We start from the raw sequence: 14,585 nt of genomic DNA, 5'->3' as shown, positions 1-14,585 counted from the left end.
GTGGACATCAAGACAATGGTAGCAGTCAACCTACGGAACAAAAACCAGGAGCAAATCCGAATCCAAATATTGTCATTCCAAATCCATCAAATAATGGTGTGACAAGTAACAGTTCAGATTTTAAAAATCATCTATCAGTTGCTCCGAACATTGTGATACAAGCTCCTACTCAGGAAAGCAAAAAACCTGGATGGAACAAGGAAGATGGTAAATGGTATTATCGTCAACAAAATGGGGACTTGGCTAAGGGTTGGGTCAAAGATGGAGATACTTGGTATTACTTTGATCAAACAGGAAAAATGGAAACTGGCTGGATTAAAGATCAATCAGGTGCATGGTATTACTTGAATCAATCAGGTGCAATGTCATCTAATGAGTGGATTTTGGATCAAGATGGTAAGTGGTACTATGTTGATGCATCAGGTTCGATGAAGACAAGTCAATGGTTCCAAGTTGGAGACAAATGGTATTATGTTGATGCAAATGGATCCCTTGCTGTCAATACAGTAACTCCGGATGGTTATCAAGTAAATGAAAACGGTGAGTGGATCGGATAAGATTGATTTGAGGAATGTAACTTTTTCATAAGATTTATTCTGTGCAGTGTTCCCAAGCGAGACAAGTGAAGTCTCGCTTGGAAACGCTCTGCTCAAACGATTTTTAAACAAGAAAAAAGGATTTACCCAAGTCAAAAGGGTTAAATCCTTTATTTTTTATGTCTCATATAAGATTCAGCTAGAGGGCCATCAATTCAACAATCATCTCGATATACATGACAAGGGTTAATAAGAATCCTGCACGCCAGAAGAATTTGATGAATTTAGGATAGTAAAAACTGCGTTTTTTCAGAAGGAAGAAAAAGACGAGAATAATGGCTAGGACTGAGAGGGCTAGGCCCAGTCTAGGGAGGAAATTATGGGTAAAGGTTTTAGCTGTAATAAGGTAATATTCAAATACCAAGACTGGAAAAGCCAAATCCGCAAAGTTTCGTCCTAGTTTTTTTAATCTAAAAAGTTTGGTTATGATAATGCAGACTACTAAGGTCAGTATCAATAATAAAATAGATGCTAATTTCATTAAAATCATACCCATATTGTATCATAAAAAATCGCTAATGGAAACGAGAAACAGAGGAATTTATAGGAAAGTCAGGCTTTTGAGATTGTAGATGTTTTTTGTTATAATGAAAGTTATGAAATCTTATAACACCTTGAATGATTATTATCGAAAACTCTTTGGAGAAAAGACCTTTAAAGTCCCGATTGATGCGGGATTTGACTGTCCCAATCGTGATGGAACTGTGGCTCATGGAGGCTGTACTTTTTGTACGGTTTCAGGTTCTGGAGATGCTATTGTAGCACCAGATGCGCCTATCCGTGAGCAATTTTATAAGGAAATTGACTTTATGCACCGCAAGTGGCCAGATGTTCAGAAGTATCTGGTTTATTTTCAAAATTTTACCAACACCCATGAAAAGGTTGAAGTTATTCGAGAGCGCTATGAGCAGGCTATCAACGAGCCAGGTGTGGTAGGAATCAATATTGGAACGCGCCCAGACTGTTTACCCGACGAAACCATCGAATATTTGGCTGAGTTGTCGAAACGCATGCATGTGACGGTTGAATTGGGCTTGCAGACCACTTATGAGGCAACCTCTGATCTGATTAACCGTGCCCACTCCTATGAATTGTACGTGGAGACGGTCAAGCGTTTGAGAAAATATCCCAAGATTGAGATTGTTTCTCATTTGATCAACGGACTTCCTGGTGAAACCCATGAGATGATGATTGAAAATGTCCGCCGTTGTGTCACGGATAACGATATTCAAGGGATTAAACTGCACTTGCTTCACCTGATGACCAATACTCGTATGCAACGGGACTACCACGAGGGACGTTTGCAACTGATGAGTCAGGACGAATATGTAAAGGTTATCTGTGATCAACTGGAAATCATTCCTAAACATATTGTCATCCATCGAATCACAGGAGATGCACCTAGAGATATGCTGATTGGGCCTATGTGGAGCCTCAATAAATGGGAAGTCCTCAACAGCATTGAGATGGAGATGCGACGTCGTGGAAGCGTTCAAGGATGCAAGGCTGTAAAACAGGAGTTTGAAAATGAAAAGACCACTTGAGATGGCACATGATTTTTTGGCTGAGGTAGTGACTCAGGATGATATCGTAGTGGATGCAACCATGGGAAATGGTCATGACACGCTTTTTCTAGCCAAGCTAGCTAAGCAAGTCTATGCCTTTGATATTCAGGAGCAAGCCTTGGAAAAGACCAAGGAGCGTTTGGATCAGGCTGATCTGACAAATGCCCAGTTAATCTTGCAAGGCCATGAGACACTGGACCAGTTTGTGACAGAAGCCAAGGCAGGGATTTTTAATCTGGGCTATCTGCCGTCAGCTGATAAGTCAGTCATTACCCAACCTCAGACGACTATTGAAGCATTAGAAAAGCTGTGTCATTTGCTTGTCAAAGGGGGACGGATTGCTATCATGATCTACTATGGTCATGAAGGAGGCGACCTCGAGAGGGATGCTGTCTTGGATTTTGTCAGCCAGTTGAACCAACAAGAGTACACAGCTGCTATTTACCGAACTTTAAACCAAGTCAACAACCCACCATTTTTAGTAATGATTGAAAAATTAGAGAGATATAGACATGGATAAACAATACCTACGTGAAAAGCTGGATGCCATGCGCCAGAATTTTGTTGAATCAACTCACCATGAACGAGCGGTGGGTGTGTTAGACCAAGCGCATATGAGCAAAAAAATGCTTAAAATCAAGAAAAAATTAGTTGCTCTTGAGATGGAACGGTGTCAGAGAAAAATTGAGCACAAAGATTGTTCCAAGATTGACCAAAAAATCAAAGAGCAGAAGGAGATATTTGAATCCTGTTGTAAAAAAGATTAAGGAGGACGTGCGTGGAATTACTGATTTACCTCATCCTATTTTTACTAGTCTTGATTGTCTCGAGTACAACCAATAAGCTCCTGCCCTTTTTGCCTCTACCTTTGGTGCAAATTCTTTTGGGAATTGTGATTGGTCTCTTTTTACCCAATACCGACTTTCACCTCAATACAGAGTTGTTTTTGGCACTGGTTATTGGGCCCTTGCTTTTTCGAGAGTCGGAAGAAGCGGACATTACAGCTATTTTAAAACACTGGCGAATCATTGTTTATCTCATATTTCCAGTGATTTTCATCTCGACCCTGAGTTTGGGTGGCTTGGCCCATCTTCTTTGGCTCAGTCTTCCCTTGGCGGCTTGCTTGGCTGTTGGGGCAGCCCTTGGCCCTACGGATTTGGTGGCCTTTGCCTCTCTTTCGGAGCGTTTTAGCTTTCCTAAGCGCGTGTCCAATATTCTTAAGGGTGAAGGACTCTTGAATGATGCTTCTGGATTGGTTGCCTTTCAGGTGGCCTTGACAGCTTGGACAACTGGGGCCTTTTCCCTTGGGCAAGCGAGTAGTTCGCTCATCTTTTCAATCCTAGGCGGTCTTTTAATTGGATTTGTAACAGCCATGACCAACCGTTTTCTCCATAGTTTTTTACTTAGTGTACGAGCAACGGATATTGCCAGCGAACTTTTATTAGAATTGAGTTTACCCCTGGTGACCTTCTTCCTGGCAGAAGAAGTCCACGTTTCAGGGATTATTGCTGTTGTGGTTGCTGGAATTTTAAAGGCAAGCCGTTTTAAGAAAATTACGCTTCTCGAAGCTCAAGTGGATACGGTGACCGAGACGGTCTGGCACACAGTGAATTTTATGCTAAACGGTTCTGTCTTTGTGATTTTAGGGATGGAGTTGGAAATGATAGCAGAACCTATCTTGACCAATCCAATCTATAATCCCTTACTTTTATTGGTATCTCTTATAGCCCTTACCTTTGTCCTCTTTGCCATTCGTTTTGTCATGATTTATAGCTATTATGCCTATAGGACTAGACGTCTCAAGAAAAAACTGAATAAGTATATGAAGGACATGCTTCTTTTGACTTTCTCAGGTGTTAAGGGAACCGTGTCGATTGCTACGATCCTTCTGATACCAAGTAATCTAGAACAGGAGTATCCTCTCTTGCTTTTCCTTGTCGCAGGTGTGACGCTTGTAAGCTTTTTAACAGGCCTCGTAGTCTTGCCTCATCTTTCTGATGAACAGGAAGAAAGTAAGGACTATCTCATGCATATTGGCATTTTGAATGAAGTAACGATAGAGTTGGAAAAAGAGTTGGAAGATACCAGAAATAAGCTCCCCCTCTATGCAGCCATTGACAATTACCATGGACGAATAGAGAATCTTATCTTGAGTCAAGAAAATAAGGGGGCTCAAGAAGACTGGGAGGCCTTGAAACTTCTTATCCTCAGTATTGAAAGTGATGGTTTAGAACAGGCTTACGAAGAAGGCAAGATGAGTGAGCGTGCTTATCGAGTCTACCAACGTTACTTGAAAAACATGGAGCAAAGTATCAATCGTAAGTTTGCTTCACGTTTGACCTATTATTTCCTTGTTTCCTTGCGGATTTTACGTTTTCTCCTTCACGAAGTCTTTACCTTTGGCAAGACCTTCCGCAGTTGGAAAAATGAAGAATCACAGAAACTCAGAGCCCTTGACTATGATCAAATTGCAGAGCTCTATCTAGAAAATACAGAGATGATTATCGAAAGTCTGGAGAACCTAAAAGGGGTTTATAAGAGTTCTTTGATCAGTTTCATGCAGGATTCTCGTCTCAGAGAAACAGCTATTATCACCAGTGGTGCCTTTGTCGAACGGGTTATCAATCGTGTCAAACCCAACAATATCGATGAAATGCTGAGAGGCTATTATCTGGAGCGCAAGTTGATTTTCGAATACGAAGAAAAACGATTGATTACGACCAAGTATGCCAAGAAGTTACGACAAAATGTAAATAACCTAGAGAACTATTCCTTGAAGGAAGCTGCCAATACCCTGCCTTATGATATGGTGGAATTGGTAAGAAGAAATTAGTTAATACTCTTCGAAAATCAAATTCAAACCACGTCAGCGTCGCCTTACCGTACTCAAGTACAGCTCGCGGCTAGCTTCCTAGTTTGCTCTTTGATTTTCATTGAGTATAAGATTGTAAGTGAAGGAGTGTGACATGAAAAAGTGGTGGAAAGAGCTGATAGATAAGCCTTTATTAAAAGCTTTTTTGCATTATTATCAAGCATCAGATAGTGAGTTGACCAGTGTCGCAGTAGCCTACTATTGGTTGATTTCGATTTTTCCCCTGCTTTTGGTGGTGGTTAATATCCTCCCTTATTTTCAGATTCCAGTTTCTAATTTTTTAAAGGTTGTCAATGAATTCTTGCCGGATACCATGTATGATGTGGTCGCAAAGATTATTACAGAAGTGCTGACCCAACCTTCAACGGGTTTATTGAGTTTTGCGGTTTTGTCAGCCCTCTGGACCTTTTCAAAATCTATGAATTTCCTGCAGAAAGCCTTTAATAAAGCTTACGGAGTATCAAAAAATCGTGGAATGATTTCCCATCAACTCATGAGTTTGTTTGTCAGTTTTGGCTTGCAGATTCTCTTTGCTTTAGCTCTGTTTTTGAGTGTCTTTGGCCGTATGCTCCTCAACCTTGTCAAAAGCTATTGGAAATCGGATAGTCCTCTTTTTGATTATCTGCAAGACCTAACAGGCCCTTTGGTCTATGCCTTGATTTTTGCCATCCTGGTCATGCTCTACTATTTTCTACCCAATGTTAAGGTGCGAAGGATTCGCTCTGTATTGCCAGGTAGTGCCTTTGTCTTGTTGACCCTGGTCTTACTACTCAATATCTTTTCAGTCTATGTTAACAATTATGTCAATCACCTAGTGGACGTGCGTTTTTTCAGTTCCGTCGTCGTGGTGGTCATGATGTTCTGGTTTATTCTCATCGCTAAGATTTTGATTATCGGCGCGGTGATCAATGCCAGTGTCCAGAACTTGAAAGATACGAGCTTTAGAATAAATTAACTCATTTTTTATCCATTACAAAACGCATACTATCAGGCTTTATAAAACCTTGATAATATGCGTTTTTTGATTATATAAATTAATAGATAAACATGGCATCGCCAAAACTGAAGAAGCGGTAGTGTTCTTGAATGGCATGGTGATAAGCGTCTAAGACTAATTCACGGCCGGCAAAGGCAGAAACCAACATGACCAGAGTTGATTTTGGCAGGTGGAAGTTGGTTGAGAAGGCATCTACAACCTTCCATTCATAGCCAGGTTTGATAAAGATATTGGTCCAGCCAGAATCTGCTTGGATTTTCCCATCAAACTTGGAACCAATAGTTTCCAAGGTGCGGATAGAAGTGGTTCCGACAGCGATGACACGCCCCCCATTTTCCTTAACAGAGCGAAGAGTGGCAGCCGCTTCCTCAGAAAGCTGGTAGAATTCTGAGTGCATTTCGTGTTCGTCCAGATTGTCAACTGAAACGGGTCTAAAGGTTCCAAGTCCGACATGAAGAGTCAGATAGACCAGATGAACACCCTTAGCTTGGATTTCTGCCAGCAGTTCTTTGGTGAAGTGCAGTCCAGCAGTTGGTGCAGCAGCAGAGCCACTTTCCTTGGCGTAGACGGTTTGATAGCGTTCACGGTCATCCAGTTTTTCATGGATATAAGGCGGTAGAGGCATTTCACCCAGACTTTCCAAAACTTCTAGGAAAATTCCTTGGTATTCAAAGCGGACAATGCGGCCCCCGTGAGTCAATTCTTCCGTAACAACAGCGCTGAGACGGCCATCACCAAAGCTGACACGAGTACCGACCTTGAGGCGTTTGGCAGGTTTAGCCAGAACCTCCCACTCATCTCCAGCAGTATTTTTGAGCAGGAGAAGTTCCACATGACCTCCAGTTTCTTCCTTTTGACCATAGAGGCGGGCAGGGAGAACGCGGGTGTCGTTCATAACGAGGGCATCACCAGGTTCCAGCATATCAATAATAGAGTGGAAGTGTTTATCCTGCATTTCTCCCGTCTCACGGTTGACGATGAGGAGTTTAGAGGCGTCCCGTTTTTCAAGGGGCGTTTGGGCAATCAATTCCTCAGGTAAGTGGAAATCAAAATCAGCTGTATTCATATATCTGTTCATTCTTTCTAAGTTCTAATCTTATCCATTATAACATGTTTCAAGTTTGGACGCTCTTTTTTTGAAAATTAAATCGTTTTCACTTGACAAAAATTGGTCTATACCATATAATAAATATAGATTGAAACGGAGGATAAAAAGATGAAAGTTATTAAAGTTGAAAACCAAATCGAAGGTGGAAAAGTTGCTTTTGAGATTTTAAAGGAAAAATTGGCCAATGGAGCTCAAACACTAGGACTTGCGACTGGAAGCAGTCCACTTGAATTTTACAAGGAAATTGTTGAGAGTGACCTTGATTTTTCAAATCTAACCAGTGTCAACCTTGATGAGTATGTAGGACTTGATGGAGACAATCCTCAGTCTTACCGTCACTTCATGCAAGAAAACTTGTTCAACCAAAAACCATTTAAAGAAAGTTTCTTGCCTCGTGGGGTTAAGGATCATGCTGAAGCTGAAGTTGAACGCTACAACCAAATTTTGGCTGACCATCCAGTTGACCTACAAATCTTGGGAATTGGTCGCAATGGACATATCGGATTTAATGAACCTGGTACTCCATTTGACAGTCAAACACATCTTGTGGAGCTTGACCAGTCTACCATCGAAGCTAATGCTCGCTTCTTTGACAAGATTGAAGATGTTCCAACTCAAGCCATTTCAATGGGAATTAAAAACATTTTGGATGCCAAGTCTATTATTCTTTTTGCTTATGGTGAGTCGAAAGCAGAAGCCATTGCCGGAACAGTGTCTGGCCCAGTTACTGAGTCTCTACCAGCAAGTAGCTTACAAAATCACCCTGATGTGACCATCATTGCAGATGCTGAAGCGCTCAGCTTACTTGAAAAATAAAAAGCAATGTTCTATTGAACGCTTTCAACTCTTGTATAAATGTAAGAAAAAATCAAAATTAAACCGCATTTTTGCTTGACAATTATTCCTTTTACGTGTAGAATAAAATAGATATTGAACTTGAAGGGAGTGAAAAAAATGTCTAAAACAGTAGTACGTAAGAATGAATCTCTTGACGACGCACTTCGTCGTTTCAAACGTGCGGTTACTAAAGCTGGTACTCTTCAAGAAACACGCAAACGTGAATTCTATGAAAAACCTTCTGTAAAACGTAAACGTAAATCAGAAGCAGCTCGTAAACGTAAAAAATTCTAATTAGAAATGAAAGGCTGGAGAAATCTAGTCTTTTTTCTTTTAATACTCTTCGAAAATCAAATTCAAACCATGTCAACGTCGCCTTGCCGTAGGTATATGTAACTGACTTCGTCAGTCTTATCTGTTACCTCAAAACAGTGTTTTGAGCAACCTGCGGCTAGTTTCCTAGTTTGCTCTTTGATTTTCATTGAGTATAAATAAATACTTCAAAGCCTGCAAAAATCTGAAACTTCTAAGGACAATTTGATATAATAGTAAAAAGAACTCATTTGAAGGAGGAAATGATGTCGGTTTTAGTAAAAGAAGTGATTGAAAAGCTTAGACTAGACATTGTCTATGGCGAACCAGAATTACTTGAAAAGGAAATTAATACCGCGGACATTACGCGACCTGGTCTTGAAATGACGGGCTATTTTGACTATTATACGCCTGAGCGAATCCAGCTCTTGGGAATGAAGGAGTGGTCCTACCTCGTTTCGATGTCCTCTCACAACCGTTACCAAGTCTTGAAAAAAATGTTTCTACCTGAGACACCTGCGGTTATTGTTGCCCGTGGTTTGGTAGTTCCAGAGGAAATGTTAAAGGCAGCCAGAGAATGTAAGATTGCCATCTTAACTAGTCGTACAGCTACTAGTCGTTTGTCTGGAGAGTTATCTAGTTATCTGGATTCTCGTTTGGCAGAACGGACCAGTGTACACGGTGTCTTGATGGATATCTATGGGATGGGTGTCTTGATTCAGGGAGATAGCGGTATCGGTAAGAGTGAAACAGGTTTAGAGCTTGTCAAACGTGGTCACCGCTTGGTAGCAGATGACCGTGTCGATATCTTTGCCAAGGATGAGATTACTCTTTGGGGTGAACCAGCTGAAATCTTGAAACACTTGATTGAAATTCGTGGGGTTGGGATTATCGATGTTATGAGCCTCTACGGTGCGAGTGCGGTCAAGGATTCTTCACAAGTCCAGCTGGCTGTTTACTTGGAAAATTACGATACGCATAAGACTTTTGATCGTCTTGGAAACAATGCTGAAGAAATAGAAATTTCTGGCGTAGGCATTCCTCGTATCCGTATTCCAGTTAAAACAGGTCGGAATATCTCTGTCGTGATTGAGGCTGCTGCCATGAATTATCGTGCCAAGGAAATGGGCTTTGATGCGACGCGTTTGTTCGAAGAACGTTTGACCAATCTTATTGCTCAAAATGAGGAGGTGCCTCATGCTTGATCCAATTGCTATTCATCTAGGTCCTCTAGCCATTCGTTGGTATGCTTTGTGTATTGTGACAGGTTTGATTCTTGCGGTTTATCTGACTATGAAAGAAGCGCCTAGAAAGAAAATCATACCAGACGATATTTTAGATTTTATCTTGATAGCCTTTCCTTTGGCTATTTTAGGAGCTCGTCTCTACTATGTCATTTTCAGTTTTGATTACTATAGTCAGAATTTGGGAGAGATTTTTGCCATTTGGAATGGTGGTTTGGCCATTTACGGTGGTTTGATTACTGGGGCTCTTGTACTTTATATCTTTGCTGATCGTAAACTCATCAATACTTGGGATTTCCTAGATATTGCGGCGCCTAGCGTCATGATTGCCCAAAGTTTGGGTCGCTGGGGCAATTTCTTTAACCAAGAAGCCTACGGTGCAGCAGTGGATAATCTGGATTATCTACCTGGCTTTATCCGTGACCAGATGTATATTGAGGGAAGCTACCGTCAACCGACCTTCCTTTACGAGTCTCTATGGAATCTGCTTGGCTTTGCCTTGATTCTGATTTTTAGACGAAAATGGAAGAGTCTCAGACGAGGTCATATCACTGCTTTCTACTTGATTTGGTATGGTTTTGGTCGCATGGTCATCGAAGGCATGCGGACAGATAGCCTCATGTTCTTTGGCCTTCGAGTATCTCAATGGCTATCGGTTGTCCTTATCGGTCTCGGTATTTTTATCATTCTATATCAAAATCGAAAGAAGGCCCCTTACTATATTACAGAGGAGGAAAAGTAAATGTTAGAAGTTGCATATATTCTTGTAGCCCTTGCTTTGATTGTCTTTTTAGTCTATCTAATCATTACTGTACAAAAACTTGGTCGTGTTATTGATGAAACAGAGAAGACGATTAAAACCTTGACTTCAGATGTGGATGTGACCTTGCATCATACCAATGAATTGCTGGCTAAGGTCAATGTCTTGGCAGATGATATCAATGTTAAGGTGGCAACGATTGATCCACTCTTTAGCGCTGTTGCAGATTTATCTCTATCTGTTTCAGACCTCAATGACCATGCGCGTGTCTTGAGTAAGAAAGCTTCATCAGCTGGTTCAAAAACACTCAAGACTGGTGCAAGTTTGTCAGCCCTACGTGTCGCAAGTAAATTTTTCAAAAAATAAAAAAGGAGAATTCTTATGGGTAAACTATCCTCAATCCTTTTAGGAACCGTTTCAGGTGCAGCTCTTGCCTTGTTTTTAACAAGTGACAAGGGTAAACAAGTTTGCAGTCAGGCTCAAGATTTTCTGGATGATTTGAGAGAAGATCCTGAGTATGCCAAGGAGCAGGTCTGTGAAAAACTGACAGAAGTCAAAGATCAGGCTACAGATTTTGTTCTTAAAACCAAAGAACAGGTTGAGTCAGGTGAAATCACTGTTGACAGCGTACTTGCTCAAGCTAAATCATGTGCTCGTCAAGCGACAGAAGCATCAAAAGATCGATTCAATAATCTCAAGGAGCAATGGCAAGAAAAAGCCGAAACTTTTGATGAATCAGAAGAGATTGTTATTGACATAACAGAAGAATAAACCATCACCATCTCTGGACGGACTATATGTCTGGGGATGGTGATTTTTTTCTCGTAGCGTGTCTTTGTGGTATAATAATTACTATGCAGAAAAAACCAACGTCAGCCTATGTGCACATCCCGTTTTGTACTCAGATTTGTTATTATTGTGACTTTTCAAAGGTCTTCATAAAAAATCAGCCAGTAGATAGTTATTTGGAACATCTGTTAGAAGAGTTTCGCTCTTATGATATTCAAAAGTTGCGAACTCTCTATATCGGTGGTGGGACACCAACAGCCCTGTCAGCTCCGCAACTGGAGGTGTTATTGAATGGCTTGACTAAAAACTTGGACTTGTCTGTCTTAGAAGATTTGACCATTGAAGCCAATCCAGGCGACTTGGATGCGGATAAGATAGCCGTTTTGAAAAACTCGCCTGTCAATCGTGTTTCGCTAGGCGTGCAGACCTTTGACGACAAGATGTTGAAAAAGATTGGGCGCAGTCATTTGGAGAAGGACATTTATGAAAATATCGACCGCCTTAAACTGGCTGGTTTTGACAACATCTCCATCGATTTGATTTATGCGTTGCCTGGTCAGACCATGGAGCAGGTCAAGGAAAATGTGGCTAAGGCCATTGGACTTGATATTCCCCATATGAGTTTGTATAGCTTAATTTTGGAAAATCATACGGTCTTTATGAACCGCATGCGACGAGGGAAATTGCCTCTACCTAAGGAGGAGCTGGAAGCGGAGATGTTTGAGTACATCATTGCAGAGCTGGAGCGAGCTGGTTTTGAGCATTATGAGATTTCCAATTTCTCAAAGCCTGGTTTTGAAAGTCGCCACAATCTCATGTACTGGGACAATGCTGAATACTATGGCATCGGTGCTGGGGCATCTGGTTATGTCAATGGAGTTCGCTATAAGAATCATGGTCCCATTCGTCATTATCTTAATGCGGTTGAAAAAGGCAATGCGCGCATCACAGAAGAGCACCTGAGTCAAAAGGAGCAAATGGAAGAAGAAATGTTCCTAGGTCTCCGCAAGAAATCAGGGGTTTCCATGGCGCGATTTGAGGAAAAATTTAGCCAATCTTTTGAAGAAATTTATGGAAAAATTGTCAGAGACTTGGTTCAACAAGGTCTCATGCAAATAGAGGGTGACCGCGTGCGCATGACAAAAAGAGGTCTCTTTTTGGGAGACACCGTAGCAGAACGATTTATTTTGGAGTAGGATCATGGGCTTAACTTATCAAATGAAAATGAAAATTCCTTTTGATATGGCTGATATGAATGGTCATGTTAAACTTCCAGATGTGATTTTGTTATCCCTGCAAGTTTCAGGGATGCAGTCGATTGAGTTGGGAGTTAGTGATAAGGCCATTTTGGAAGACTATAATCTGGTCTGGATTATCACAGACTATGATATTGAGGTGGTTCGTTTGCCTCGCTTTGCGGAAGAAATTACCATCGAAACGGAAGCTTTGAGCTACAATCGACTCTTTTGCTATCGCCGTTTCACTATCTATGATGAAGCAGGTCAAGAAATCATTCGCATGTTGGCGACCTTTGTTCTCATGGATCGAGATAGTCGAAAAGTCCATGCAGTCGAACCTGGGATTGTGGCTCCTTACCAGTCTGATTTTGATAAAAAGCTTATTCGTGGACCAAAATATGCAAATCTAGAAGAGCCAATCAGCAAGGATTACCATGTCCGTTTTTACGACTTAGATATGAATGGTCATGTTAATAACAGTAAGTATCTGGACTGGATTTTTGAGGTTATGGGAGCTGATTTTTTGACCCAATATATTCCCAAGAAAATCAACCTCAAGTATGTCAAGGAAGTTCGACCAGGTGGGGTGATTACATCGGCTGTTGAACGGACTGGACTGGAAAGCAAGCATGAGATTACAAGCGACGGGGCTACCAATGCCCAAGCAATCATCACTTGGCAAGAAATAAAAAAGGATTAGGGAGAAAGTATGAAATACAAAGGCTATTTAATTGATTTAGACGGAACCATTTATAAGGGGAAGGATCGAATTCCAGCAGGAGAGACTTTTGTCCATGAATTGCAAAAGCGGGATATCCCTTATCTTTTTGTAACAAACAATACAACCCGCACTCCAGAGAGTGTTCAAGAGATGTTGGCTCAGAATTTTAATATCGATACGCCCCGATCGACTGTCTACACAGCGACTTTGGCAACGATCGACTATATGAACGACTTGGGGCTTGAAAAGACCGTCTATGTCATCGGAGAAGCAGGGCTCAAGGAAGCCATCAAGGCAGCTGGTTATGTGGAAGACAAGGATAATCCTGCCTATGTGGTAGTAGGTCTGGACTGGCAAGTTGACTATGAAAAATTTGCGACAGCAACTCTAGCTATCCAAAAGGGAGCTCACTTTATCGGAACCAATCCTGACCTCAACATCCCTACAGAACGTGGGCTTTTGCCGGGGGCTGGTTCACTGATTACCCTTCTTGAAGTGGCAACACGAGTAAAGCCTGTTTATATCGGAAAACCAAATGCCATCATTATGGACAAGGCAGTTGAGCACTTAGGCTTGGAACGTGAAGAGTTGATTATGGTTGGGGACAACTATTTAACAGATATTCGAGCAGGGATTGACAATGGCATTCCAACGCTCTTGGTGACGACAGGTTTTACTAAGGCAGAAGAAGTAGCAGACCTGCCAATCGCACCGACTCATGTGGTTTCTAGCCTTGCGGAGTGGGATTTTGATGAAAACTAAACTGACCTTTTGGGCCTCTATGCTCTTTCTCCTCTCCCTCTCAATCCTTCTGACTATTTATCTGGCTTGGATTGTTTATCCATTGGAAATTCAGTGTCTGAACTTGACGGATCGAGTCTATCTAAAACCAGAAACCATTCAGTACAACTTTCATATCTTGATGAATTACCTGACCAATCCTTTTAGTCAAGTCTTGCAGATGCCTGATTTTCGTTCGTCAGCAGCTGGTCTGCACCACTTTGCGGTGGTCAAAAATCTCTTTCACTTGGTGCAGCTAGTAGCTCTAGTGACACTACCAAGCTTCTATGTCTTTGTCAAAGGAATTATGAAAAAGGGCTTTTTGTCTCTCTTTTGTAAAAGTCTCCTAGCTCTAGTAGTCTTGCCTTTGCTGATTGGGCTTGGGGGAGTTTTGATTGGTTTTGATCAATTCTTTACTCTTTTCCATCAAATTCTCTTTGTGGGAGATGATACCTGGCTTTTTGACCCAGCCAAGGATCCAGTTATTCTGATTTTGCCAGAGACCTTCTTCCTTCATGCCTTTCTTCTCTTTTTTGCCCTCTATGAAAGCTTCTTTGGCTATCTTTATCTGAAAAGTCGTAGGAAATAATACTAAAGATATTCTTATTTTGCATAAATCAATTAGGTATGTGATTCGAAACTATTGTCAAGAATGAATTAATCAAATCCAAACAGAGTCAATCGTTCGCAAACAGTCTATTTTTATTGAAAAAATAGGCTTTTTTTCTAAAAATCTCTAGTCAAGCGCTTTATTTTTTTGTATAAT

18 protein-coding genes are annotated in these 14,585 nt (G+C 41.2%); 16 read left to right on the top strand and 2 right to left on the bottom strand.

The annotated features are described in order from the left end of the window. The first annotated feature begins 98 nt into the window (after positions 1 to 98). Complete coding sequence (locus JQ843_RS10330) at positions 99 to 557, top strand: hypothetical protein (RefSeq protein ID WP_407028747.1); 459 nt, start codon at positions 99 to 101, stop codon at positions 555 to 557. Between the two features lie 178 nt (positions 558 to 735). On the opposite strand, the gene JQ843_RS08375 is transcribed toward JQ843_RS10330, so the two are convergent. After that, positions 736 to 1,092, bottom strand: a complete 357-nt coding sequence (locus JQ843_RS08375) for a DUF3397 domain-containing protein (protein WP_020903161.1) — start codon at positions 1,090 to 1,092, stop codon at positions 736 to 738. Positions 1,093 to 1,183: 91 nt separating this feature from the next. Here JQ843_RS08375 and mnmL point away from each other — a divergent pair, with 91 nt between their 5' ends. The 5 genes from mnmL (at position 1,184) to JQ843_RS08350 (ending at position 5,988) form a co-directional block, all read left to right on the top strand. Further along, the gene (gene mnmL / locus JQ843_RS08370) at positions 1,184 to 2,140 is read left to right on the top strand and encodes a tRNA modification radical SAM protein MnmL/YtqA (protein ID WP_031228011.1); all 957 of its coding nucleotides are present in this window, start codon (positions 1,184 to 1,186) and stop codon (positions 2,138 to 2,140) included. Then, positions 2,124 to 2,681 (top strand): tRNA 5-(aminomethyl)-2-thiouridylate-methyltransferase MnmM, encoded by a 558-nt coding sequence (mnmM, locus tag JQ843_RS08365; RefSeq protein ID WP_023946281.1) that lies wholly within the window; start codon positions 2,124 to 2,126, stop codon positions 2,679 to 2,681. The genes mnmL and mnmM overlap by 17 nt, the downstream gene beginning before the upstream one ends. Next, entirely contained in the window at positions 2,674 to 2,928 is a 255-nt protein-coding gene (locus JQ843_RS08360; protein ID WP_000361085.1) for a hypothetical protein, read from the top strand. Before mnmM ends, JQ843_RS08360 begins: the two co-directional genes overlap by 8 nt. Before the next feature lie 11 nt (positions 2,929 to 2,939). Next, complete coding sequence (locus tag JQ843_RS08355) at positions 2,940 to 4,994, top strand: cation:proton antiporter (protein ID WP_203213380.1); 2,055 nt, start codon at positions 2,940 to 2,942, stop codon at positions 4,992 to 4,994. A gap of 133 nt (positions 4,995 to 5,127) precedes the next feature. After that, a complete protein-coding gene (locus JQ843_RS08350; RefSeq protein ID WP_203213379.1) occupies positions 5,128 to 5,988 on the top strand; it encodes a YihY/virulence factor BrkB family protein in 861 nt (286 codons plus the stop codon). Positions 5,989 to 6,067: 79 nt separating this feature from the next. On the opposite strand, the gene queA is transcribed toward JQ843_RS08350, so the two are convergent. Further along, on the bottom strand, positions 6,068 to 7,096 hold the full coding sequence (gene queA, locus JQ843_RS08345) for a tRNA preQ1(34) S-adenosylmethionine ribosyltransferase-isomerase QueA (RefSeq protein ID WP_115904173.1): 1,029 nt from the start codon (positions 7,094 to 7,096) through the stop codon (positions 6,068 to 6,070). A gap of 150 nt (positions 7,097 to 7,246) precedes the next feature. On the opposite strand from queA, the gene JQ843_RS08340 reads away from it, so the two are divergent. From JQ843_RS08340 to JQ843_RS08295, 10 genes are all read left to right on the top strand, one after another. Then, complete coding sequence (locus tag JQ843_RS08340) at positions 7,247 to 7,954, top strand: glucosamine-6-phosphate deaminase (protein WP_024057510.1); 708 nt, start codon at positions 7,247 to 7,249, stop codon at positions 7,952 to 7,954. Between the two features lie 138 nt (positions 7,955 to 8,092). Next, positions 8,093 to 8,269, top strand: a complete 177-nt coding sequence (gene rpsU / locus JQ843_RS08335; protein WP_000048054.1) for a 30S ribosomal protein S21 — start codon at positions 8,093 to 8,095, stop codon at positions 8,267 to 8,269. A 284-nt stretch (positions 8,270 to 8,553) separates the two neighbouring features. Beyond that, positions 8,554 to 9,492, top strand: coding sequence for an HPr(Ser) kinase/phosphatase (hprK, locus tag JQ843_RS08330; RefSeq protein ID WP_162927913.1), 939 nt, complete (start codon positions 8,554 to 8,556; stop codon positions 9,490 to 9,492). Further along, entirely contained in the window at positions 9,485 to 10,273 is a 789-nt protein-coding gene (lgt, locus tag JQ843_RS08325) for a prolipoprotein diacylglyceryl transferase (protein WP_084925834.1), read from the top strand. Before hprK ends, lgt begins: the two co-directional genes overlap by 8 nt. Then, positions 10,274 to 10,657: a DUF948 domain-containing protein gene (locus JQ843_RS08320; RefSeq protein ID WP_000895044.1), complete on the top strand. Its 384-nt coding sequence runs from the start codon at positions 10,274 to 10,276 to the stop codon at positions 10,655 to 10,657. A gap of 15 nt (positions 10,658 to 10,672) precedes the next feature. Next, entirely contained in the window at positions 10,673 to 11,062 is a 390-nt protein-coding gene (locus tag JQ843_RS08315; RefSeq protein ID WP_203213378.1) for a YtxH domain-containing protein, read from the top strand. Between the two features lie 83 nt (positions 11,063 to 11,145). Continuing rightward, positions 11,146 to 12,276, top strand: coding sequence for a radical SAM family heme chaperone HemW (hemW, locus tag JQ843_RS08310; RefSeq protein WP_203213377.1), 1,131 nt, complete (start codon positions 11,146 to 11,148; stop codon positions 12,274 to 12,276). A gap of 4 nt (positions 12,277 to 12,280) precedes the next feature. Next, the gene (locus tag JQ843_RS08305; RefSeq protein WP_203213376.1) at positions 12,281 to 13,018 is read left to right on the top strand and encodes an acyl-[acyl-carrier-protein] thioesterase; all 738 of its coding nucleotides are present in this window, start codon (positions 12,281 to 12,283) and stop codon (positions 13,016 to 13,018) included. A 9-nt stretch (positions 13,019 to 13,027) separates the two neighbouring features. Next, positions 13,028 to 13,801 (top strand): TIGR01457 family HAD-type hydrolase, encoded by a 774-nt coding sequence (locus JQ843_RS08300; protein ID WP_024057503.1) that lies wholly within the window; start codon positions 13,028 to 13,030, stop codon positions 13,799 to 13,801. Further along, positions 13,791 to 14,408 (top strand): TIGR01906 family membrane protein, encoded by a 618-nt coding sequence (locus tag JQ843_RS08295; protein WP_084928662.1) that lies wholly within the window; start codon positions 13,791 to 13,793, stop codon positions 14,406 to 14,408. Before JQ843_RS08300 ends, JQ843_RS08295 begins: the two co-directional genes overlap by 11 nt. Positions 14,409 to 14,585: the final 177 nt, after the last annotated feature.

The sequence above is a fragment of the Streptococcus mitis genome (genome assembly GCF_905187495.1).
Taxonomy (GTDB): Bacteria; Bacillota; Bacilli; order Lactobacillales; family Streptococcaceae; genus Streptococcus; species Streptococcus mitis_CU.
Note: the sequence above shows the minus strand (reverse complement) of the source record. Positions and strands in the feature narration are given on the sequence as shown.

What these genes read in the sequence shown, in the direction of transcription:
- JQ843_RS08375 (WP_020903161.1), bottom strand. Translation starts at nt 1,092, where the DNA reads ATGGGTATGATTTTAATGAAATTAGCATCTATTTTATTATTGATACTG.
- mnmL (WP_031228011.1), top strand. Translation starts at nt 1,184, where the DNA reads ATGAAAGTTATGAAATCTTATAACACCTTGAATGATTATTATCGAAAA.
- mnmM (WP_023946281.1), top strand. Translation starts at nt 2,124, where the DNA reads ATGAAAAGACCACTTGAGATGGCACATGATTTTTTGGCTGAGGTAGTG.
- JQ843_RS08360 (WP_000361085.1), top strand. Translation starts at nt 2,674, where the DNA reads ATGGATAAACAATACCTACGTGAAAAGCTGGATGCCATGCGCCAGAAT.
- JQ843_RS08350 (WP_203213379.1), top strand. Translation starts at nt 5,128, where the DNA reads ATGAAAAAGTGGTGGAAAGAGCTGATAGATAAGCCTTTATTAAAAGCT.
- queA (WP_115904173.1), bottom strand. Translation starts at nt 7,096, where the DNA reads ATGAATACAGCTGATTTTGATTTCCACTTACCTGAGGAATTGATTGCC.
- JQ843_RS08340 (WP_024057510.1), top strand. Translation starts at nt 7,247, where the DNA reads ATGAAAGTTATTAAAGTTGAAAACCAAATCGAAGGTGGAAAAGTTGCT.
- rpsU (WP_000048054.1), top strand. Translation starts at nt 8,093, where the DNA reads ATGTCTAAAACAGTAGTACGTAAGAATGAATCTCTTGACGACGCACTT.
- hprK (WP_162927913.1), top strand. Translation starts at nt 8,554, where the DNA reads ATGTCGGTTTTAGTAAAAGAAGTGATTGAAAAGCTTAGACTAGACATT.
- lgt (WP_084925834.1), top strand. Translation starts at nt 9,485, where the DNA reads ATGCTTGATCCAATTGCTATTCATCTAGGTCCTCTAGCCATTCGTTGG.
- JQ843_RS08320 (WP_000895044.1), top strand. Translation starts at nt 10,274, where the DNA reads ATGTTAGAAGTTGCATATATTCTTGTAGCCCTTGCTTTGATTGTCTTT.
- JQ843_RS08315 (WP_203213378.1), top strand. Translation starts at nt 10,673, where the DNA reads ATGGGTAAACTATCCTCAATCCTTTTAGGAACCGTTTCAGGTGCAGCT.
- hemW (WP_203213377.1), top strand. Translation starts at nt 11,146, where the DNA reads ATGCAGAAAAAACCAACGTCAGCCTATGTGCACATCCCGTTTTGTACT.
- JQ843_RS08305 (WP_203213376.1), top strand. Translation starts at nt 12,281, where the DNA reads ATGGGCTTAACTTATCAAATGAAAATGAAAATTCCTTTTGATATGGCT.
- JQ843_RS08300 (WP_024057503.1), top strand. Translation starts at nt 13,028, where the DNA reads ATGAAATACAAAGGCTATTTAATTGATTTAGACGGAACCATTTATAAG.
- JQ843_RS08295 (WP_084928662.1), top strand. Translation starts at nt 13,791, where the DNA reads ATGAAAACTAAACTGACCTTTTGGGCCTCTATGCTCTTTCTCCTCTCC.